Below are 20,632 nucleotides of genomic sequence, written 5' to 3'. Positions count from 1 at the left end.
TGGAGCGGTCCGGTGAGGGTGGCCTTGCTTGAGGGAATCGATTTAGGGAACGAGACTGTTACCTAAAGATGCCCGAGGACTGCCGAGTGCCCGGGCGCGGCCGGAGGAGGTGGATCGTGCAGGAGGTGTCCTCCGAGCTCGACGTCGACCCCGGCACCCGTGACCGTGTCCGCGGCCTGGTGGTCGAGCGCGGCCCCGTGGGCGCGTCCGCCCTGGCCGAGGTCCTCGACCTGACGCCCGCCGCGGTGCGCCGCCACCTGGGCGCTCTCGTCGACGCCGGCGAGATCGCCGAGCGCGCCGTGGCCGTCACGGGACCGCGTGGTCGGGGCCGCCCCGCCCGCGAGTACGTCGCCACCCGCGCGGCGCAGCAGCACCTCGCGGACGACTCCTCGGCCCTCGCGTCGGACGTGCTGGCGCACCTGGCCGAGGTCCTCGGACCGGACGCCGTCGCGGACTACGCCGAGGCCCGCGCGACCGCTCTCGAGGAGAAGTTCCGCCCCGCGCTCGAGTCGGCGGGCGACGACGTCGCGGCCCGGGCGCGCGTGCTCGCCGGACTCCTCGGCGACGCCGGCTACGCGGCCTCCACCCGTGAGCTCGGGCCCATGATCCAGCTGTGCCAGGGCCACTGCCCCGTGCAGCGGGTCGCGGCCCAGTTCCCCCAGCTGTGCGAGTCGGAGACGCGGATGATCTCGCGTCTCCTCGGTGTGCACGTGCAGCGCCTCGCCACGATCCCGACCGGCGGTCACGCCTGCACCACGCACGTCCCCACGATCCCCGTCGGTGCTGTCCGCTCCCCGCAGCGGTCCGCCCCGCCCTCTGAGTCCGTCGAGAAGGAAGTAGCGCAATGACGACACAGGTACCCCCGGCCCAGCCGATGACCCAGGACGAGACGATCGCGTCCATCGGCAACTACAACTACGGCTGGCACGACGCGAACGACGCCGGTGCCACCGCGCGCCGCGGCCTGTCGGAGGAGGTCGTGCGCAACATCTCCGAGCTCAAGAACGAGCCGGAGTGGATGCTGCAGCGCCGCCTGCGCGGCCTGAAGCTGTTCGACCGCAAGCCGATGCCGACCTGGGGCTCCGACCTCTCGGGCATCGACTTCGACAACATCAAGTACTTCGTGCGCTCCACCGAGAAGCAGGCCGCCTCGTGGGAGGACCTGCCCGAGGACATCAAGAACACCTACGACCGCCTCGGCATCCCGGAGGCGGAGAAGCAGCGCCTCGTGGCCGGCGTCGCGGCGCAGTACGAGTCCGAGGTGGTCTACCACCAGATCAACGAGGAGCTCGAGAAGCAGGGCGTCCTCTTCCTCGACACCGACACGGGTCTGCGCGAGCACCCGGAGATCTTCGAGGAGTTCTTCGGCTCGGTCATCCCCACGGGCGACAACAAGTTCGCCTCGCTGAACACGGCCGTGTGGTCGGGCGGCTCGTTCGTCTACGTGCCCAAGGGCGTCCACGTGACGATCCCGCTGCAGGCCTACTTCCGGATCAACACCGAGAACATGGGCCAGTTCGAGCGCACGCTGATCATCGCGGACGAGGGCTCGTACGTGCACTACGTCGAGGGCTGCACCGCGCCGATCTACTCCAGCGACTCGCTGCACTCCGCCGTCGTGGAGATCATCGTGAAGAAGGACGCCCGCGTCCGGTACACGACCATCCAGAACTGGTCGAACAACGTCTACAACCTCGTGACCAAGCGCGCCACGGTGGAGCAGGGCGGCACGATGGAGTGGATCGACGGGAACATCGGGTCCAAGGTGACCATGAAGTACCCGGCCGTCTACCTCATGGGTGAGCACGCGCGGGGCGAGACGCTCTCGATCGCGTTCGCGGGTGCCGACCAGCACCAGGACACCGGTTCCAAGATGGTGCACATGGCGCCGCACACGTCGTCCTCGATCGTGAGCAAGTCGGTCGCCCGCGGCGGCGGCCGCGCGTCCTACCGCGGCCTGGTCCAGGTGCTCGACGGCGCGGAGGCGAGCAAGTCCAACGTGCTGTGCGACGCGCTGCTCGTGGACACGATCTCCCGCTCCGACACCTACCCCTACGTCGACGTGCGCGTCGACGACGTCGAGATGGGCCACGAGGCCACCGTCTCGAAGGTGAGCGAGGACCAGCTGTTCTACCTCATGTCGCGAGGCATGACCGAGACCGAGGCCATGGCCATGATCGTGCGCGGGTTCGTCGAGCCCATCGCGCGCGAGCTGCCCATGGAGTACGCCCTCGAGCTCAACCGACTCATCGAGCTGCAGATGGAAGGGGCCGTCGGCTGATGACCGCGACGACACCGGAACTGACCACCGACCACACCCGCGCGACCGCGGACGAGGCCCACAGCCACGGCCTGGTCACCGGCTCGGAGGCTCCCGAGGCCTCGCGCGCCGCCCGCACGACGTCGTTCGACGTCGCGGACTTCCCCGAGATCACCGGCAGCGAGGAGGAGTGGCGGTTCTCCGCCGTCGACCACCTCGCCCCGCTGCTCGCCGACCGTGCGGCCGACGGCCACCTGACCTGGAGCACCGACGGCACCGACCTGCCCGACGGCGTCACGCTGCGCCAGGTCGACGCCGAGGCCGCGCGCGCCGCGAGCGTGCGCGCCCCCGGTGACCGGGCCTCCGCGATCGCCGTCGCCCGCTCCGGCGGGGCCGTCGAGATCGCCGTCGCGGCCAACACCGCGGTCGCCGAGCCGGTCGAGATCACGCTGTCCGGCGACGGCCAGGACGTGCGCGGCCACCTGCTCGTCACGGTGGGCACCAGCGCCGAGGCGACGCTCATCATCGACCGCACCGGCACCGCGACCTACTCCGAGTTCATCTCGGTCGACCTCGCCGACAACGCGCAGCTGAACCTCGTGCTGCTGCAGTCGTGGTCCGACGACGCCGTGCACGCGGGCGAGGTCGTCGCCCGCCTCGGGCGCGACGCCCGGCTGCGCGGGACCGTCGTCAGCCTCGGCGGCAAGGTCGTGCGACTGAACACGTCAGCCGCGCTGTCCGCGCCCGGCGGCGACGTCGAGCTCTACGGCCTGTACTACTCCGACGCCGGCCAGCACCTCGAGCACCAGCTCTTCGTGGACCACGCCGCGCCGAACTGCCGCTCGCGCGTCACCTACAAGGGTGCGCTCCAGGGCACGGACGCGCGCAGCGTCTGGATCGGCGACGTCCTGATCCGCAAGGAGGCCGAGGGCACCGACACCTACGAGCTCAACCGCAACCTCGTGCTGACGCCGGGGGCGCGCGCGGACTCGGTGCCGAACCTCGAGATCGAGACCGGGGAGATCGAGGGTGCCGGTCACGCCAGCGCCACCGGACGGTTCGACGACGAGCAGCTGTTCTACCTGAAGGCTCGCGGCATCCCCGAGGACGTCGCCCGCCGTCTGGTGGTGCGCGGCTTCTTCGCCGAGCTCATCCAGCAGATCGGCGTGCCCGCCGTCGAGAGCCGCCTCGAGGCGGCGATCGAGGCCGAGCTCGAGGTGACCGGCCAGTGACGCGCCCGGCCGGCGCGCGCGGGAGCGTCCGATGACCGCGCAGAGCGCCGCGTTCCTCGACGACCTCGCGCCCGGCACCGCGATGAGCGTGGCCGTCACCGCGCCCGACGGCTCGGACATGACGATCGCGCTCGTGCGTACGCCCGACGGGCAGGTGCACGCGCTGGACGACGAGTGCTCGCACGGCCGGGCCTCGCTCGGCGAGGGCGACGTCGACGCGAGCAGCGTCGAGTGCTGGAAGCACGGTGCGCGCTTCGACGTGCGCACCGGCCGCCCGCTCGGGCTGCCCGCGACGCGTCCCGTGCTCACCTACCCGGTGACGCTGGACGGCGAGGTCATCCTCGTCGACGTCGATGCGGCCGCCACCCCCACCCCCTGACTTCTCACGACCTACCCGAAGGACCACTCATGGCCACCCTTGAGATCAAGAACCTGCACGTCAGCATCGAGACGCCCGACGGCCCCAAGCCGATCCTGCGCGGCGTCGACCTCACCGTCCGCAGCGGTGAGACCCACGCGATCATGGGCCCGAACGGCTCCGGCAAGTCCACGCTCGCCTACACGATCGCGGGTCACCCGCGCTACGAGGTCACCGAGGGCGAGATCCTGCTCGACGGCGAGGACGTGCTCGAGATGAGCGTCGACGAGCGCGCCCGCGCGGGCATGTTCCTCGCGATGCAGTACCCGGTCGAGGTCCCCGGCGTCACCGTCGCGAACTTCCTGCGCACCGCCAAGACCGCGATCGACGGCACCGCCCCGGCGCTGCGCACCTGGACCGGTGAGGTCAAGGGCGCCATGGACGCGCTGCGCATGGACCCCGAGTTCGCGACCCGCAACGTCAACGAGGGCTTCTCCGGCGGCGAGAAGAAGCGCCACGAGATCCTTCAGATGGAGCTCCTGCGCCCGCAGATCGCGGTGCTCGACGAGACCGACTCGGGCCTCGACGTCGACGCGCTGCGCATCGTGTCCGAGGGCGTGAACCGCCTCAAGGACAGCAGCGAGGTCGGCGTGCTGCTGATCACGCACTACACGCGGATCCTGCAGTACATCAAGCCCGACTTCGTCCACGTCTTCGTCGCCGGCCGCGTGGCCGAGCAGGGCGGCCCCGAGCTCGCCGACCGCCTCGAGGCCGAGGGCTACGACCGCTTCCTCGCGCAGACGGTCTGAGACGCAGTTTCTCGACAGCCCCGCCGCCCTCTCGACGTTCCCGCCCACCCAGGAGCACCGCCCATGTCCCTCACCACAGCCCCCGCGAGCGAGCTGGCCTCCGCCGAGCTCGTGCGCGTCCGGTCGGACTTCCCGATCCTGGAGCGCCAGGTGCACGGCAGGGACCTGGTGTACCTGGACTGGGGGGCGACGTCGCAGAAGCCCGAGTGCGTCATCGACGCCGAGCAGGACTTCTACCTGACGACGAACGCCGCGGTGCACCGCGGCGCCCACGCACTGGCCGAGGAGGCGACGGCCGCGTACGAGGACGCGCGCGCCGTCGTCGCCCGGCTGGTGGGGGCCGACACCGACGAGATCGTGTGGACGTCGAACGCGACCGCGGCGATCAACCTGGTCGCGTACGGCATCTCCAACGCGACGGCGGGGCGCGGCGGTGAGCAGGCGCGCCGGTTCGCGCTCGCGCCCGGCGACGAGCTCGTGGTCACCGAGCTCGAGCACCACGCCAACCTCGTGCCGTGGCAGGAGCTCGCGGCCCGCACCGGCGCCGTGCTGCGCGTCATCCCGGCGACCGACGAGGGGCGGCTCGACCTCTCGGGGCTCGCGGAGGTGGTGACGGACCGGGCGCGCGTCGTCGCCGTCACCCACGCCTCGAACGTGACCGGTGCCGTGACCGACCTGGCGCCGATCGTGGCGCGGGCGCACGCCGTCGGAGCGATCGTGGTGCTGGACGCGTGCCAGTCCGTGCCGAACATGCCCGTGGACCTGCACGCGCTGGACGTGGACTTCGCGGCGTTCTCCGGTCACAAGATGCTCGGGCCCACGGGCATCGGTGCGCTGTACGGGCGCCGCGAGCTGCTCGCGGCGCTCCCGCCGGTGACGACGGGCGGGTCGATGGTCGAGATCGTCACGCTCGAGTCCGCGACCTACGCGCCGGCGCCGCAGAAGTTCGAGGCCGGGACGCAGATGGTGGCGCAGACCGTCGGGCTGCGCGCCGCCGCCCAGTTCCTCGACGACCTCGGGATGGCCGGCGTCGCGGAGCACGAGCGCGTGCTGACGCAGCGGCTGCTCGACGGGCTCGCCGCGATCCCGCACGTGCGGGTGCTCGGGCCGCTGACGGCCGACCGGCGTCTCGGCGTCGTCGCGTTCGAGGTCGAGGGTGTCCACCCGCACGACGTCGGTCAGGTGCTCGACGCCGACGGCATTGCCGTGCGCGTGGGTCACCACTGCGCCCAGCCGATCCATCGTCGCCTCGGCGTGCCGTCCTCGACGCGCGCCTCGGTCGGCGTCGCCACGAGCGAGGCCGACGTCGACGCGTTCCTCGCCGCCCTCGCGGGCGTGCGGGCCTACTTCGGTCTGGAGGCGACGGCGTGAGCGCGCTCGAGCAGCTCTACCAGCAGGTCATCCTCGACCACGCGCGCGAGCGTCACGGCGAGGGTCTGATCGAGGTCGGCGAGGGCGCCATGGCGGGGGAGTCCTTCCAGGTCAACCCGACGTGCGGCGACGAGGTCACGCTCCGGCTGCGGCTGGACGAGGCGCCCGACGGCGGAGCCCCCGTGCTCGCCGACCTCGGGTGGGCGGGGGTCGGCTGCTCGATCTCGCGCGCCTCGCTGTCGATCATGACCGACCTGGTGCTCGGCAAGGACGTGCGCGAGGTGGACGCCCTCGCGGAGGACTTCCGCGCACTGATGAGCGCCCGTGGCGAACCGCTCGGTGACGAGCGCGAGGAGCGGCTCGAGGACGCCGCGGCGCTGGTCGGGGTCGCGAAGTTCCCCGCCCGGATCAAGTGCGCGCTGCTGGGGTGGATGGCGCTGCGCGACGCGAGCGCGAAGGCGCTCGTGGGGGAGGCGCCCCGATGAGTGAGGACTACGCTGGAGACATGACCGACACCCCTTCCGCCGTCCCGAACGTGGCCGACGTCGAGGAGGCGCTGCGCGACGTCATCGACCCCGAGCTCGGGATCAACGTCGTCGACCTCGGCCTCATCTACGGCGTGGTGATCGAGCCCGACGGCTCCGCCACGGTCGACATGACGCTCACCTCGGCCGCGTGCCCGCTGACCGACGTCATCGAGGACCAGGCCAACCAGGCCGTCGACGGGCTCGTCACCAGCCTCGCGATCAACTGGGTCTGGATGCCGCCGTGGGGTCCGGACAAGATCACCGACTCCGGGCGCGACCAGCTGCGCGCCATCGGGTTCAACGTCTGAGGCGCGTGAGCACCTCGTCGCTGCAGGACCTGCTGGGCGATCTCGAGCGCCGCTACCCACGCTCGACAGCCCAGGAGTGGGACGCCGTCGGGCTGATCGCGGGTGATCCGCAGCAGCCGGTGCGCCGGGTGCTCTGCGCCGTCGAGGCGACCGAGGCGACGGCGCGCGAGGCTGTCGAGATCGGCGCCGACCTGCTGCTCGTGCACCACCCGCTGCTGCTGCGCGGCGTTACGAGCATCGCCGAGACGACCGCGAAGGGCCGCATCCTGACGACGCTGGTTCGAGCCGGCGTCGCGCTCTACGCCGCGCACACGAACGCCGACGACGCCCCGGGCGGGGTCTCGGCGTCGCTGGCCGAGGCCGTGGGTATGGTGGACGTGGAGCCGCTCGTGCCCGCCACGCACCCGGACGCCGCAGCAGGTGCGGGCACGGGGCGGGTCGGCCGGCTGGCCGAGCCCGTCACGCTGACCGCGTTCGCGCGCCGCGTGGCGGAGGTCCTCCCGGCGACGACGCAGGGGATCCGGGTGGCGGGCGACGGCGACGCGCTGGTGGAGCGGGTCGCGGTGTGCGGCGGCAGCGGTGACAGTTACCTCGCGGTCGCGCGGGACAGCGGCGCCGACGTGTACCTGACCGCGGACCTGCGTCACCACCCCGCGACCGACTTCCGCGCGGCGGGGAGCGGCCGTTCCTCCTGGACGCCGCGCACTGGGCGAGCGAGTGGGTGTGGCTGCCACCGCTCGCCGATCAGCTGCGGCAGGACGCCGCGGCGCGGGGCACTACGGTGGAGGTCCACGTCTCCACCGCGCGCACCGATGCCTGGACCGACGTCGCCGTGCAGGAACCTCTGCCCGAGCACCCCGCCTGAGCACCCGCTCGAGCACCCCGCCTGAGGAGGCCCCGTGACCACCGCCCCCGCCACCGACCAGCGGCGTCTGCTCGACGTGCAGGCGCTCGACACGCAGCTCGCGAAGGTCGCGCACGCGCGCCGCAGCCACCCGACGCTCGCGACGCTCACCGAGCTCGCGGGCCGGGCCGAGGACTTGCGCCGCTCCTCCGTGCTGGCCGAGTCCGTGGTCAACGACCACCGGCGGGCCGTGGCGAAGGCGGAGGCCGACGTCGAGCAGGTGCGCACGCGCGCCCAGCGCGACCAGGGCCGCCTGGACTCCGGGGCTTTCGGCGCGAAGGACTCGGTCGCGGTGATGGCGGAGCTCGAGCAGCTCGCGCGCCGCCAGTCGGTGCTGGAGGACGTCGAGATCGAGGCGATGGAGGGGCTCGAGGGCGCGGAGGGCGAGCTGTCGGCGATTCGCGAGCAGATCGCGGCGATCGAGACCCAGGTCGCGGCGGCGACGGCGGAGCGCGATGCCGCGTTCACCGAGCTGGACGCGCAGCTGGAGGATGTGACGGCTCGCCGCGGTGTCGCGGCGACGGGCATCGACGAGGCGCTGCTGGCGCTGTACGAGAAGGTGCGCGCCAGCAACGGCGGGCTGGCCGTGCTCGGGCTGCGCGGCATCCGGACCGAGCCGCTGCAGCTCGACCTCAGCCTGTCGGAGGTCTCGGCGATCAAGGCCGCCCCGAAGGACGCCGTGCTGCGCGACGAGGAGAACGGCTACATCCTGGTCCGCCTCGACGACTGACCCACCCGTCGCGATGTACTTGTGGGGGCTCCCGAGGTACTTGTGGGGGACGGCGAGGTACTTTTGGCGCACCGCGAGGTACCTGTGGGGCCCGCGAGGGGTACGAGACGGGCCGCGAGGTGATTGCCGGGCCCATCGCCGCAAATGCCGACCCCTCGCTGACGACGGCACCGCCCTCGCCCACGACGGCAGTCTGCGTCCGGGGCCATGCTGCAGCCGCGTGTCGCGGCCGACACGCCGTCCGGCCAGCGGGAGCGCCGTCGTGGGCGAGGGGTTCGCCGTCGTCAGCGAGGCCGGGTCAGGCGGAGACGAGGGTGAGGGTGTCGGGCTTCGACGCCGACGACGACGGCGCCACCTCGACCCCGAGGATCTGACCGCTGCGCTCCAGCCCCCGCGCCGCACGCGCCAGCGACCGCAGATCGCTCGGTTCCGCGCCCCGGCGCCGCAGCAGGTGCCGCACCAGCACGCCGCGCAGGTGCTTGGCGAAGTGGCTGACCACGCGCCGCTCGCCGTCGACCTCCTGCTCGATCCGCACCGTCACCCAGGTGGCGGACGCCGGCGGACGCCACAGGGGCGCGAACTCGCTGGAGCGGACGTCGACGACGAGCTCGCCGTCGGCCCGCTGCGCCAGCGCCTCCTCGATGGCCGGCCGCCAGAACGGCCCGAGACCGCCGACGCCGGGCACCGTCCCCATCGCGAGTCGGCTGGCGGGTACGGGATCGGCGGGACCGACCATGCCGAGCAGCGGCGAGGCGATCAGCACGTCGGCGCGGGTGCGGTCGGCGGCCGCACCCGGGCGGGCGAGCAGCCCGGGCAGGTCCGCCGCGGCGTAGAGCACGCCGGTGAGGACGTCGGCCGCGCGTGCCGTCGGGGCCGCGGCAGGGTCGTGCTCGGTCTCGGCCAGCGCCGAGATCAGGGTGCTCCGCCGGTCGTTCAGGCCGGGCAGGCTCAGCCGGTCGACGTCGAGGGGTGCGGCCCCCGCGGGGCCGGCGGTCTGACCGCGGGACGGGGGAGCACGAGGAGCACCGCACGAGTCTAGGCGTCGGGGCGGAGCACGACCTCGGCGTGCAGGTGCACCGGGGTGACCAGCGAGTTGGCGATGTAGCACTGCTCGTGCGCCTGCGCGAGGAGCGCGTGGGTGCGCGCGACGGCGTCGGGGACTCGCCGTCGGGCGCGAGGATCGTGACCACCGGGCGCAGGTCGATCGAGGTCAGGCGCGGGGGATCGGCGGCGAGGTCCATGACGGCGGTCGCGTCGTCGCGGTAGTCCACGACGTCGAGCCCCGCCCGGGCGGCGACGGCCAGGAACGACAGCAGCTGGCAGGAGCTCGCGGCCGCGACCACGAGCTGCTCGGGGTTGAGGCGTGCCGGGTCGCCGCGGAAGGCGGGGTCGGCCGAGAGGGCGACGACCTGGGTGGCGTGCGGTGCGGCGACGTCGTGGTCGCGGGTGTAGGCGGCGTAGCCCGCCCCGGTCGAACCCTGCCAGGTGAGGGCGGTGGCGTAGGAGTGCGTGGCCATGCAGCGAATCTAGACCCGCGCGGCGCGGCTAGACTCGGGGGCGGATGAGTCGGCCAGGCGGCCGCGTTCCCCGGGGCGACCCGGGGGCCGAGGAACGTCCGGGCTCCACAGGGCAGGGTGGTGGCTAACGGCCACCTGGGGTGACCCACGGGACAGTGCCACAGAGAGAAGACCGCCGCGCATCTCCCTTCGGGGAGCGGCGCGGTCAGGGTGAAAGGGTGCGGTAAGAGCGCACCAGCGTGCCGGGTGACCGGTGCGGCTAGGTAAACCCCACCCGGAGCAAGGCCAGACAGGGAGCGAGCTGCCCGCTCGACGCTCCCGGGTAGGCCGCTGGAGGCGCACGGCAACGTGCGTCGTAGATGGATGGTCGCCACCCGTCGTCGGGAGACCGACGGCGGGGACAGAACCCGGCGTATCGGCCGACTCATCCCACGAACGGGCTGTGACCTGCGGCGATGGCGCCGCCGGGGCCTCTGGCCAGGGTGTTCGCACCCGTTGCTATGTTGCGGCTTGTTGGAGCGTGTGCGGGCGCGGAGCAAACAGGGAGCAAATAGCCCCGGCGCGCTCAGCCAGCCGGCAGCCGGCGCCGCACGTCGCACACTTCGAGCCAGATCCCGTTGAGCTCGAGCCTGGCGTCGAGCACCTCCACGAGCACGAGCCGCCGTGTCCATGCCATCGCGCGCCCGTCGACCCACTCGACCCCGTCGCGCTCCCACACGAGCCGCGCCCGCACCGGGATGGGCCCGCGCGGCCACCGGCACGGCGTGAACCTGCTGGGGACGGCCCACCGATTGCGGAGTGCTGCCGCTCGTGGTCCCACGAGGGGACGTCCATGAAAATGCCGGGCACGGGCGCAGCATCGCACCTGGGTATGACGAAGCGCCCCCGCCCAGCCATCACGGCTGGGCGGGGCGCTGCCGTGGAAGGCTCGTGCCTTGAGCGAGGCGGCGTCCGAGCGCTGCCGCTCGCTTCCGGTGGCGGGTGGGTGGATCTGGGCCTACGCTCGCAAGCGCCGTCGTAGGCACTGTCCCCCCTAGGCCTGCGACGGCACCTAGACGCCAAAACGCCCCGCCCACCCGTGAAGGGTGAGCGGGGCGCTTCGGGCTCGTTGGTGGTGGCTGTTCGGCTCTAGCAGCCGGGGGCCGTGCAAACCCGGGTACCCGTGAGGGACTCCGCGTGCTTGATGCGGGTCGCCCACATCCTCGCGCCGTCGCCATAAACCGGAACGTCGGTGTTGCTCACGAAGCGGCCGGCAGAATTTAGTCCGAGCGCAACCGCGTTCTGACCCACGCTCCCGCTGGTGAAGACCGGCCCGCCGCTGTCGCCCTTGCGGCTGAACGTGTTGACCGAGAAGACGCCCCCGATAGTGGTACTGGTGCCGTCGCTGTTTCGCCGGGTCCAGGACGTGTGCGTGGCTAGTACCTTCCCGCAGGAGTATGTTTCCGAGACCCGGCCAAACCGGCAGACGGTCTCGTCCCTTACAGGGTCGCGGACTAGGCGAACAGGGGCTCCGCTTGAGTAGTCGTAGTGGTACCACGCGTCCATCATGCGCGGCGAGCGGAAAAAAGCCGCGTCGCCGACGCTGGCAAACGTCGAACTGAAAAACTCGAGGTTGTAGCTCTCATGCGACCCGAACGGTTTGTAGTACTTGACCGGGAAGGTGGGCGAGGTCTGGCAGTGTCCCGCCGTCAGGACCCCCACCGGCGCGCTGTTGACGCGCTTGGCGACGAAGCTCGACGTGCAGAACCCGTTACCCGAGTTTGCGTTAACCAGCCAGGTCCCGCCGGCCCGGTCCCACGAAGTGGGCTCGATGTCGCCCTCGCTCGTTTGAACATCGACCCGGAAGCCAGCGACCGGGCTGCTCGATCGCTGGGTCGTGGCCGCGTCGAGGGTCCGCTCGACCTCGTCAAGCCGCGTCGAGTCGAGGTCTTCGTCGTAGACCGTCACGATGAACGATTGGAGGTCGGGCCTCGCCTCAACGTCATTGGCAAGCCCGAGCGACCGGTAGGCCTCTTGGCCGAGCGCCAGCACCGGTGCTTCGAGGTCAGATTCGATGAAGCCCGTATCGGTGACGATGGTGACGCCCAACCCCGAGGACTCCAAGATCTCGCGGGCCCCCTCGGGCTCGCTACCAGCGAAGGCGACCACGATGTCGCCGCTCTCGGTGAACTTCGAGTAGGAGAAGTCGCTAGGGAACTCCTCGACGATCCGGCCGATCTCGTCGGCTCCGGGGGTGACCGGCGCGCCGTCAACCCTTTGGATCTGACCAGGGGCGTCACCCGGCTCCGCAGACGTCGGCGATGCGAGCCCCGCCATCGCGACCACGACTACTGTGAACGCACCTAGCACCCGTGCATGTTTTACCCTTGTTTTCGCCATGCAGGAAGCATGGTTCTCCCGTGAAGCGCTGTCAACGCCAACTTTCCGCTTCGTGGTCGACTGCGCCCCGCCCACCACGAGGTGAGCGGGGCGCTGTCGGGAATTCCCGTCTCAGTCGATACGGTGCTGGGCGCGGTACTCGCGGCGCGTCATCCTCGGAGCGCCGACGCGCTGCACGGCGGTGGACGCACCGACCGGCTTCCACAGGCCGTAGTGCATCGCGACGGAGACGACGAACACCGGCAGCGCGAGGAGCAGCCCGAGTCCGACGTCGTAGGGCTGGTCGGCGGCGATCGCGGAGCCGAGCTCGGTCAGGAGCGACGTCACCAGCGCGAGCCCCGCGAGCAGGGTCGCCTTGCGGCCGCCGCTCGTGACCCTGGTGGTGACGAGCCCGACGAGCACGGGCAGGACGGTGGAGACCAGCAGCGCGATGACGAGCGCCGGGTCGATCGAGAACGTGAGCATGAGGGGTCACTCCTTGGTGGTGTGGTAGTCCGGCCACGGCGCGACGTCGTCCTCGCCGGGTCCTTCCTTCGCGCCGCGCCGGAACAGGTTGCGGCGCAGCTTGTGGGCGTACTCCTCGAGGATTCGCCGAGCGCGCGCCTCGCGGTCGCGCTCCTCCCACGCCTTGCCCTGCGACTCGCGCTGTTCGCGGCGGCGGGTGGTGGCGTAGTCGATGAGCTTGGTGATGATGGCTCCGAGGCCGAGTGTTGCCAGGCCCTGGATGATGTCGCCGACTTCCACGCCGGGACTCCTTCCCGGCGCTACGCCTCGACCGTGTGGGGACGGGGTCGGAAGGGGCGGTCCTTGATCCGCACCCACCTCACGCCCTGATGGAGCAGCACCACCGCGACGAACCCGGCCTGCAGCAGCCGGTTCCCCGACGAGGTCGCGTGCAGCCCGACGATGACGATCACGTAGATCAGCGACGCGAGCGCCACACCGATGACGGCCAGGCGCTCGAGCTCGTACTTCCCGGGCAGGACGGCGATGGCGCCGATGAGCCCGCCCACGACGAGCAGCGCAGCGAGGGTGAGCATCGCGCCGGCGCCGTAGGCGCCCTCGATCGAGGACGGCGGCCGCCACAGGGCGTAGCCGCCGGCGGCGGTCAAGGTCAGGTACTGCACGAGGTACAGGACGCTGATCGCGCGCGGCTCGTGCACACGCCGCCAGAGGCGCACGACGAGGGCGGCCACGCGTCAGTCCTTGGTGTGCTCGGGCAGGTCGAGCACGACCTTCGCGGTCATTCCCGAGAGGGCCTCACTGATCCGCGACACCGCCTCGTCGCCGGCGCGCTCGATCGCGGCAGCGTCCACGCCCGGGACCGCCTTGATCCCCGCGAGCACCTGACCGACGGCGGCCGCGGCGACGTGATCGAGGTAGCGACCGACCTCGTCGCGTCGCTTGAACGACTCACGGTGCAGATCGGTGACGCGGCGGTCGGTGTACCGGGTGATGTTCCCGCCGGCACGGTCGACCTCCTCGGCCACGATCTGCCGCAGCGTCTGCGTCCCGAACAGGTCCTTGATGCGCTGGTCGAGGTAGTCGTTGACCTGCTCGACGTCGGCCTGACTCATGTCGTCCTCCTCGGACGGGTTGGTGCCGCTCTCGAGGCGGCGGAAGTAGGTGAGGAACTGCTCCCAGGGGAAGTGCTTGCCCGGGTCGGAGCGGCGGCCGGGGTCCATCTCGCCGTGCTCGATGAAGCCGGCCTCGCGGCGCATGGCCTGCTCGCGAGTGATGCGCCGTGCGGGCACCGGGGCCAGGCCCTGGGAGACGCGCCAGCGCGAGTAGCGGTGCGCCCCGAGTGCTGCGCCGTGCACGAGGTGGTCGCGCTGCTCGTCGGTCAGGTCGGGCCAGTCCGCGGCGCGGGTCATCATGCTGATCCCGACCGACCAGTTGTTCGAGGCCGTGTCGTGCCACGTCTCGGCCGACCAGGGCGCGAGCTGCAGCGCGCCGCCGAGCGCGTCGCACAGGTAGTGGTACGAAGCCGGGTTGTCGCGGGTGAGGAAGTAGTCCGCGCCCTGCCTCGCTGTCCGGCCGGCCGGGGCCTCGTAGGTGTGGATCACCGTCGTGCCCGACGCCGTCGCCCCGTTGCGGCGCTTCGGCTGCCACTGGGCACGCTTCTGGCTGTGGTCCTGGAAGAACGTCATCAGGAGGCCTCGGCGGGCGGGTCGTCGACGACCGTGAGGACGTCGTCGGTGATGTGGAACTGGCCGTACACGAGGTCCGCGCGGCCGTCCTCGCCGGTCACGATCGTGCGAACCGACACGCTCGTGCCCGACACGACGAGCTGGCTCACGGTGTGCGGGTTCAGGCCCAGCGCCTCGAGCGCTTCGACGTACTGGGAACGGGTGATGGTCTTCGAGGCCATGAGGGGTTCTCCTACTCGGTGAGGGACTGGGCGGCGAAACGATGGAACCGAGGGGTCCCGTTCTGCGGGGCACGGACCCCGACCATCGACCGGGACCGGGACGCCGACAGGTCGGTGGACGTCATCGTGTGATCGACGAGGCAGCGGCCATCGACGTAGCCGCGAACCCGGCCGCCCAGGACGGTGGCGCGCACGATGTGACGCGTCCCGGCCGGGTTGGCCACGTTCGCGGTCGCGATCTGCGTGGAGGAACCGGCCTCGGTGCGCCACAGGGCGACGTCGTTGGTTCCCATCACGAGCGACCACCGGTTGGAGTCGTCCGCGCCCCGGAAGATGACCCCGGCGGTGGCGGTGTCCGACAGGGTCACCTCGGCGGCGACGTCGATGTCCGGCACCCACACCTGCCGCATGAGGGACCCGCCCGCCGACGGTGCCAGGACGCCCCCGGTCAGGGTCCAGGTGACGCCTCCGTAGGCGGTCCAGTTGTTGCCCACGGCACCATCGGCCCGGTTGAGGAGGTCGACCGTCTCGTACTGGGTGCCGCGTGGGTCGCGTGGCCGCAGCCCGAGCGCGTCGACGATGGTGCCTGCGAGGATCCGGTGGCCCATGTCGCGGGTGTGGATCTGGTCCGGCTCCATCAGCAGCCCCCCGTAGGGGTTCCCGGCCGTGATCGCGGCCCGGTCGAACGCCTGGGAGGCGTCCAAGTAGGCGATGCGGTCGGGGTGCTCGCGGGCCAGGGACTGCATCTGCGCCCCGTACTGCTCCCACGTGTAGGTGGGGTTGGTCAGGTCGAGGCGGGGGAACTGGTGCACGAGGAGGTGCATCGGCTTGACCGGGCCGGTGGAGGCGGCGTCGATCGCGTTGATGACCGTGAGGAGCTGGGAGCGGTAGGTGGTCGGGTTGACGTTGCTGGACCAGTCGTTCGACCCCACGATGTGAATGACGAGGAGCGGGTTCAGCGCGCCGGCCTGGGGCCGGGTCGTCGCGGTCAGGTAGTTGCTGGCGGTCGACCCGGGGACGGCCGAGTTGACCACGTGGATGCCGCCCGTGGTCGCCTGGGCGCGGTTGGCGTGCGACCACACCGGGTTGTAGCCGGGGATGCCGACGCTGCGGGCAGCGTCCTGCAGGGCGCGGCCGACGACGCCGGCGACGCTGATCCCCGGCTCGGACGCGCCACCGCCCGACATCGTCGAGGAACCCGCGCCGACGACACGGACGCACGAGACCGCGGCAGCACCGAGCATCATCTGCACGTGCCGTCGCAGGACCGCGTGCGGGTCGTGCTCGGCGCGGGGCAGCAGCGAGTCAGTGACGGCCTTGACCCCGGCGGGCGTGACAGCCCGGACCGTGTCTGTGCCGGTGGTCGTCTCGGTCGTGGTGGCGAGCTCGACTGCGCCGACCGTCGTGTCGGTCGCTGCGGGGAGGCGGGCTGCCGAGATCGTGCCCGAGGAGATCGCGGTGCCGGGGATGCCGGTGGTGTGGGTGTGGTTCCCGGCCGCCGCCGTCGACGCTGTGGTCCCGATGGTCGGGGCGAACGTAGACGGCTTGTCCGTGATCCCCGACCAGGTCGTGGTCCCGGGAGCCCCAGGCGCGCCCGGAGCGCCCGGAGCGCCCGGAGCGCCCGGAGCGCCGGCGGGGATACCGAACTCGAACGTCCGGTCCGTCTCGGTCCCGCCAGCGACGACGGTCGGTGCCGCACCCGCCGCGAGCCCCACGACGGTCGCGCCGGCGATCCTGGCCGAGGTGCCGGGCGGTCCGGGAACCGTCGAGTCAGCACCCGGCTGTCCCGGGTCGCCCTTCACCGGCTGCACCTGCGCCGCCAGGCTCGCGACCTGGTCGCGCAGCCCTTCAACCTGACGCACCACGGCCACCCACCGGGCGATCTCGGCGCCCGGGTTCGGCGGCACCGGCGCGGAAGACGCCAGGTCCACCATCGCCCCCGCAGGAGCCACGATCGACCACTCCGGCAACGCGACACCGGCGCCCGTGACCTTCACCCGGTAGGTGAAGTTCGTCGGCGTCAGCTTCGAGTCGTCCGTCGCCACCACGCGGACCCCGGGGGCGCCGTCGGCCGGCGACACGATGTGCCCGTACGCGTCCGTGCGGGCCTGGATCGGGCGCAGCTGGATCATCACGGGCGGGTCGGCGGTCGCGTGCCGAACCCACTCCACCGACGGGGTCAGCGTGATGGTGGCGTCCGCGATCGGGACGCCGTCGGGGTTCCGGCCCGCGTCGGCGGAGTCGATGACTGCTCGGAGGAACCGGCCTCGCACGAGTGCGGTGCCGACGTTCCCGGGGAGGTCGAGGCCGATGGGGGAGTGGTCATGCGCGGGGCCTCCTGGGCGGTGGTGTCATCCGGAGATGCGGGGCTGGAAGCGGTTGTCCGCCCACTCGCGCACGGCGGTGATGGCGGCGGCGTAGTCGGCTCGGACGCTGCGGATCTCCGCGGCGAGCGTGGAGGCGTCGGCCTTGCCCGTCTCGAGGTTTCCGACGCGGGTGTTGGTGCCGTCCAGCGCGGACTGGTTGGCCTTGAGGTTCACGGCGGACTGGTCGGCCTTGGCGTTGATCCGTGACGACGCCGAAGCGAGGTCGGAGTCGTGGCCGCCGAGCCGTGACTCGGCCGAGGACAGGCGAGCCCCGACCCCCGTGGAGGGGTTCACGAGCGGACCCATCTGGCCCTCGAGCGTGGACAGCCGTCCACCGGCCGAGGCCAGATCGGACTGCGCCGAGGAGCGGAAACCTTCGAGGGATGAGAGCCGGCCGCCGGCGCTGGTCAGGTCGCCCTGCGCCGAGGTGCGCCAGTTCTCCAGCGACCCCAGGCGGGCGCCCGCGCCCGTGGTCGGATGCGTCAGGCCCGCCAGCTGCGGTTGCGCCGTCGCCTGCCACTGCTCGAGTGGGAACAGGCGCGCCCCGACACCGGTCGTCGGGTTCGTGAGCGACGCGAGCTGCGGCTGCGCGGTCGCCTGCCAGGACTCCAACGGCAGGAGCCGCTCATTTGCCGAAGCGATCAGCGTGTGTGCCGTGTCCGCCCGGCTCTGCGCCGCACCGACGTCGCCCACGATCTTGACGACCTCAGGAGCGTCCTCGGTCAGGAGCGGCATCAGGTCCCCGCCCGGACGCCGCGACGCGGCCCCCGGGGCGCGTCCGGCCCGAGAACGACCCGGCCACCATCAGGAGCCTGGGCCACCTGGGTCCCGGTCGGACGCGTGACCGACGACCGTCCAGGCTGCGTCAACACCCCCAGCACCGCCCCCAGCTGGGGTGTCAGGTCGCGGTGCTGCATCAGGGAAGCAGGTAGGAGAACGACAGGATCAGCCGCGTGGTCTGCCCCGTCGTCCCGATGTACTTGTCGAAGCAGATCGAGTCCCGGTACAGGCCATCCGCGCGCCCGAGCGACACCCCACCGAGCGGGATGACGCCGGCCGACTGGTTCTCGTCCTGCGTCAGCAGGGACGCCGTGACCGCGGTCCGCGCCGTCGGCTGCGGGATGCCCGACGCGAGGATCGCTCCCCGGAAGCCCGGTTCGATCCGGCGCCCGAGGCTCGTCAGGACGCCCTCGCCGTAGACCGTCTTCCCGACGATCCGGGTCGACAGGCCACCAAACCCGAACGCGCCACCGACGTCCCACTGCGCAGCCCCACCCGCAGGGACCGGGGGGTGAGCCGTCATGGGTCGCCAGCCGGTGGACTGGCCCGCACCGAGCTCGCGCAGCAGGGAAACGACACCAGGCATAGGGGTACCTCCAGGGTCAGTAGATGGCGGGGGTCGCGTCGAACTTCAGACGCACGAGCTCGGAGGTGTCGCCCGACATCTCCATGACGCGGACCTGGTAGCGGCCGTCCTCGATCGTGGGGAAGCCGGCGACGTCGAGGGTGACGAGGTCACCGGGCCAGATCGTGGTGGGCGGGATCGGCCCGCCGGCGTTGATGGTCGCTTCCCACTGCTGCAGCGGCGCCTTGTGCGCGGCCAGGTGAGCGGCCGCGACGGCGTCAACCTGGGCCTGCGTGTCCGCGCTGGTGTCGGACGCGACCGTCTCCATCAGCGGCCACCCACCCCGGACCGCGTCGAGGTCCTGGATGCGGGACAGGAGCGTGCCCTCGCCCGTGCCGGACCCGGTGCCGTAGACCCGGTGCGCAACCTGGGCGCCGGACACGACCTGGCGCAGGTCCAGCAGCATCCCCTCGGTGATCGCGTGCACGGTCACCTGACGGATGTGGGGGTAGGCGTCCCGGCCGGTGTACAGGTGCCAGGCCAGCGTCCCGTCACCGGTGAGGTAGGGGCGCAGGTCGACGTCGGGTCCGCCGTCCTCGTGGCTGATCTTGCGGATCAGGTCCGAGACGCGGGCGTTGGCGAGGTCGTAGCCGGCGACGGTCAGCGAGTGCGGCCCGGCCTCGTCCTCGTCGAACGTGATTGGCAGGCCGCCCCGCTCGAGCCCAGCCTGGACGACGCGCTTCACGAGCGTGCCGCGGCCCAGCCCTGACCACCCCCGCGTCGATGTCGCGAGTCCATCCGTGAGGTCCGGGGACGCCAGGCGCCGGGACAGGACCGAGGACGTGAGGCTCTCGACCGGGAACGCGATCTCCTCGCGCGAGTCGGAACGATCCCCGATCAGGCCAGCCACCCAGGGCCGGTCCGCCCACATCAGGACGACGCCCCGCTCGACGGGCATGAGGGTCGAGTGCAGATCGACCGGGTGAGGCCGCTGCCCCTCGACGTCGAACACACCGACCGGGAACGTCAGCTTCGCTCCCTGCGAGCCCTGGCCGCCGCCGAGGATGGTGGAGTCACCGATCGTGCGCGTCCACGACAGTGCGGGGAGGGGAAGCTGTCGGCCGAGCCTGCCCGAGGTGGTGTCGAACAGGAACAGCGACCACATCAGGCGACCACACCACCGTCGGTGATCGTCAGCGCCGTCCCCTGCCGCAGCCCACCGTCGTAGACCCCGTGCGGGATCGCCTGCCCCCACGCCCGCCCGTAGTAGAGGCCGACGGTGTGACGCCCCGGGTCGACTTCTCTGCGCCACGTGAACGACGGCGAGTAGAAGTTGGCCGAGAGCGACGTGATCGGGTCGCTGAAGGACTCAGCGAACGCCTCGTCGTCCAGGACGGGGCGCATGACCATCTGCAGCTCCTCCGGGTCCGCGCCGGACGTTCCCGCGACAACACGGATCTTCATGTCGGCGGTGTACACGAGCAGCCGCTTCGTCGGCACCTCGATCTCGCCCTGAATCCAGACGCCACCCGTGGTGCCGTAGGAGCCGTTGTTCGGGTCGACCTTCTGGAACAGGACACCCGCGGCCGAGTCGATCAGGACCGACTTACGCCCCGTGGAATACGCCGTCGCCTGCCCGGTCGCCGTGGCGCCCGCCGGCATCAGGTACGAGCCGAGCTCCACACCGCCCACGGGCAGGACCGGCCAGCGCGGGTTCGACGACGGCGTCCCGTGAGCGATCCGCACGACCAGGTCGTTCGTCGCGTCGCCGTGCTCGGGGTTGAGCTGCAGCGCGTAGATCGTGTCCACACGCGGCAGCGGCCCACCCGCCGGGACGTTCTCGATCACGCCGCCGCCCTGCCACCCGACGGTGAGCCCGTCCGCGGTCGAGCGCGAGGCCGCGACCGCGCCCGCGTGGTAGTAGTAGCGCAGCGCGACCTGGTCAGGGTCGACCTTGCAGCCCACCACGATCCCGGGGTGCGCTCGCCCGCCAGGATCCGGCGGTGCTCGAGCGCCGACAGCCCCGACTTCACCCCGTTGATCAGGCGGGTCGAGACTCCGAGGGCACCGGTCATGTTCGCCTCCAGGGCAGCAGAGCGCGCCCCGACACGTCGGGGTCACGGAAAGGGGGTGGGTGGGGTCAGAGCCAGGTGTC

General features: G+C 71.7%; 22 protein-coding genes, 1 other RNA gene and 1 pseudogene. 11 read left to right on the top strand and 13 right to left on the bottom strand.

Translation table 11 applies throughout. The features are described 5' to 3' along the window. The first annotated feature begins 116 nt into the window (after positions 1-116). The 10 genes from QQK22_RS07825 to QQK22_RS07780 all read left to right on the top strand — a co-directional run bounded on the left by QQK22_RS07825 (position 117) and on the right by QQK22_RS07780 (position 8,499). Positions 117-848: a helix-turn-helix transcriptional regulator gene (locus tag QQK22_RS07825; RefSeq protein WP_284250425.1), complete on the top strand. Its 732-nt coding sequence runs from the start codon at positions 117-119 to the stop codon at positions 846-848. Next, on the top strand, positions 845-2,281 hold the full coding sequence (gene sufB / locus QQK22_RS07820; protein WP_284250424.1) for a Fe-S cluster assembly protein SufB: 1,437 nt from the start codon (positions 845-847) through the stop codon (positions 2,279-2,281). The genes QQK22_RS07825 and sufB overlap by 4 nt, the downstream gene beginning before the upstream one ends. Beyond that, positions 2,281-3,492, top strand: a complete 1,212-nt coding sequence (gene sufD / locus QQK22_RS07815) for a Fe-S cluster assembly protein SufD (RefSeq protein WP_284250423.1) — start codon at positions 2,281-2,283, stop codon at positions 3,490-3,492. Before sufB ends, sufD begins: the two co-directional genes overlap by 1 nt. Before the next feature lie 31 nt (positions 3,493-3,523). Continuing rightward, on the top strand, positions 3,524-3,871 hold the full coding sequence (locus QQK22_RS07810) for a non-heme iron oxygenase ferredoxin subunit (RefSeq protein WP_284250422.1): 348 nt from the start codon (positions 3,524-3,526) through the stop codon (positions 3,869-3,871). Between the two features lie 29 nt (positions 3,872-3,900). Continuing rightward, positions 3,901-4,659, top strand: coding sequence for a Fe-S cluster assembly ATPase SufC (gene sufC, locus QQK22_RS07805; RefSeq protein ID WP_284250421.1), 759 nt, complete (start codon positions 3,901-3,903; stop codon positions 4,657-4,659). A 63-nt stretch (positions 4,660-4,722) separates the two neighbouring features. After that, complete coding sequence (locus QQK22_RS07800; RefSeq protein ID WP_284250420.1) at positions 4,723-6,030, top strand: SufS family cysteine desulfurase; 1,308 nt, start codon at positions 4,723-4,725, stop codon at positions 6,028-6,030. After that, positions 6,027-6,515, top strand: coding sequence for a Fe-S cluster assembly sulfur transfer protein SufU (gene sufU, locus QQK22_RS07795; protein ID WP_284250419.1), 489 nt, complete (start codon positions 6,027-6,029; stop codon positions 6,513-6,515). The genes QQK22_RS07800 and sufU overlap by 4 nt, the downstream gene beginning before the upstream one ends. Positions 6,516-6,535: 20 nt before the next feature. Continuing rightward, a complete protein-coding gene (locus QQK22_RS07790) occupies positions 6,536-6,865 on the top strand; it encodes a metal-sulfur cluster assembly factor (protein ID WP_284250418.1) in 330 nt (109 codons plus the stop codon). Between the two features lie 5 nt (positions 6,866-6,870). After that, the gene (locus tag QQK22_RS07785) at positions 6,871-7,755 is read left to right on the top strand and encodes a Nif3-like dinuclear metal center hexameric protein (RefSeq protein ID WP_348525536.1); all 885 of its coding nucleotides are present in this window, start codon (positions 6,871-6,873) and stop codon (positions 7,753-7,755) included. A gap of 9 nt (positions 7,756-7,764) precedes the next feature. After that, on the top strand, positions 7,765-8,499 hold the full coding sequence (locus tag QQK22_RS07780; RefSeq protein WP_284250417.1) for a zinc ribbon domain-containing protein: 735 nt from the start codon (positions 7,765-7,767) through the stop codon (positions 8,497-8,499). Between the two features lie 298 nt (positions 8,500-8,797). Here the strand turns inward: QQK22_RS07780 and QQK22_RS07775 are convergent, their stop codons facing one another. Together QQK22_RS07775 and QQK22_RS07770 are read right to left on the bottom strand one after the other, a co-directional pair. Continuing rightward, positions 8,798-9,607 (bottom strand): YaaA family protein, encoded by an 810-nt coding sequence (locus tag QQK22_RS07775; RefSeq protein ID WP_284250416.1) that lies wholly within the window; start codon positions 9,605-9,607, stop codon positions 8,798-8,800. Positions 9,608-9,737: 130 nt separating this feature from the next. Beyond that, positions 9,738-10,016: pseudogene (locus QQK22_RS07770) on the bottom strand (OsmC family protein); the annotation flags it as partial. A 45-nt stretch (positions 10,017-10,061) separates the two neighbouring features. Here QQK22_RS07770 and rnpB point away from each other — a divergent pair. Further along, positions 10,062-10,447: RNase P RNA component class A (gene rnpB, locus QQK22_RS07765), an RNA gene on the top strand. A 697-nt stretch (positions 10,448-11,144) separates the two neighbouring features. Here rnpB and QQK22_RS07760 read toward each other — a convergent pair. From QQK22_RS07760 to QQK22_RS07710, 11 genes are all read right to left on the bottom strand, one after another. Continuing rightward, on the bottom strand, positions 11,145-12,341 hold the full coding sequence (locus QQK22_RS07760) for a chymotrypsin family serine protease (RefSeq protein ID WP_284250415.1): 1,197 nt from the start codon (positions 12,339-12,341) through the stop codon (positions 11,145-11,147). A gap of 165 nt (positions 12,342-12,506) precedes the next feature. Next, positions 12,507-12,860 (bottom strand): hypothetical protein, encoded by a 354-nt coding sequence (locus QQK22_RS07755; protein WP_284250414.1) that lies wholly within the window; start codon positions 12,858-12,860, stop codon positions 12,507-12,509. Positions 12,861-12,866: 6 nt separating this feature from the next. After that, complete coding sequence (locus QQK22_RS07750; protein ID WP_284250413.1) at positions 12,867-13,139, bottom strand: hypothetical protein; 273 nt, start codon at positions 13,137-13,139, stop codon at positions 12,867-12,869. Between the two features lie 20 nt (positions 13,140-13,159). Next, positions 13,160-13,591, bottom strand: coding sequence for a hypothetical protein (locus QQK22_RS07745; protein WP_284250412.1), 432 nt, complete (start codon positions 13,589-13,591; stop codon positions 13,160-13,162). Positions 13,592-13,594: 3 nt separating this feature from the next. After that, the gene (locus QQK22_RS07740) at positions 13,595-14,545 is read right to left on the bottom strand and encodes an N-acetylmuramoyl-L-alanine amidase (RefSeq protein WP_284250411.1); all 951 of its coding nucleotides are present in this window, start codon (positions 14,543-14,545) and stop codon (positions 13,595-13,597) included. Beyond that, positions 14,545-14,766: a hypothetical protein gene (locus QQK22_RS07735; protein WP_284250410.1), complete on the bottom strand. Its 222-nt coding sequence runs from the start codon at positions 14,764-14,766 to the stop codon at positions 14,545-14,547. Before QQK22_RS07735 ends, QQK22_RS07740 begins: the two co-directional genes overlap by 1 nt. 11 nt (positions 14,767-14,777) lie before the next feature. After that, positions 14,778-17,039: an SGNH/GDSL hydrolase family protein gene (locus tag QQK22_RS07730; protein WP_284250409.1), complete on the bottom strand. Its 2,262-nt coding sequence runs from the start codon at positions 17,037-17,039 to the stop codon at positions 14,778-14,780. A gap of 78 nt (positions 17,040-17,117) precedes the next feature. Then, positions 17,118-17,867 carry a hypothetical protein gene (locus QQK22_RS07725; protein ID WP_284250408.1) on the bottom strand — a complete coding sequence of 250 codons (750 nt, stop codon included), beginning with the start codon at positions 17,865-17,867 and terminating at the stop codon, positions 17,118-17,120. Between the two features lie 181 nt (positions 17,868-18,048). Next, positions 18,049-18,498, bottom strand: a complete 450-nt coding sequence (locus tag QQK22_RS07720) for a hypothetical protein (RefSeq protein WP_284250407.1) — start codon at positions 18,496-18,498, stop codon at positions 18,049-18,051. Between the two features lie 16 nt (positions 18,499-18,514). Beyond that, positions 18,515-19,642 (bottom strand): hypothetical protein, encoded by a 1,128-nt coding sequence (locus tag QQK22_RS07715; protein ID WP_284250406.1) that lies wholly within the window; start codon positions 19,640-19,642, stop codon positions 18,515-18,517. After that, positions 19,642-20,445 carry a hypothetical protein gene (locus QQK22_RS07710; protein ID WP_284250405.1) on the bottom strand — a complete coding sequence of 268 codons (804 nt, stop codon included), beginning with the start codon at positions 20,443-20,445 and terminating at the stop codon, positions 19,642-19,644. The genes QQK22_RS07715 and QQK22_RS07710 overlap by 1 nt, the downstream gene beginning before the upstream one ends. Positions 20,446-20,632 lie beyond the last annotated feature (187 nt).

The sequence above is a fragment of the Litorihabitans aurantiacus genome (genome assembly GCF_030161595.1).
GTDB lineage: Bacteria > Actinomycetota > Actinomycetes > Actinomycetales > Beutenbergiaceae > Litorihabitans > Litorihabitans aurantiacus.
The sequence above is the reverse complement of the archived record's forward strand: the minus strand, read 5'-3'. Positions and strand labels throughout refer to the sequence as shown.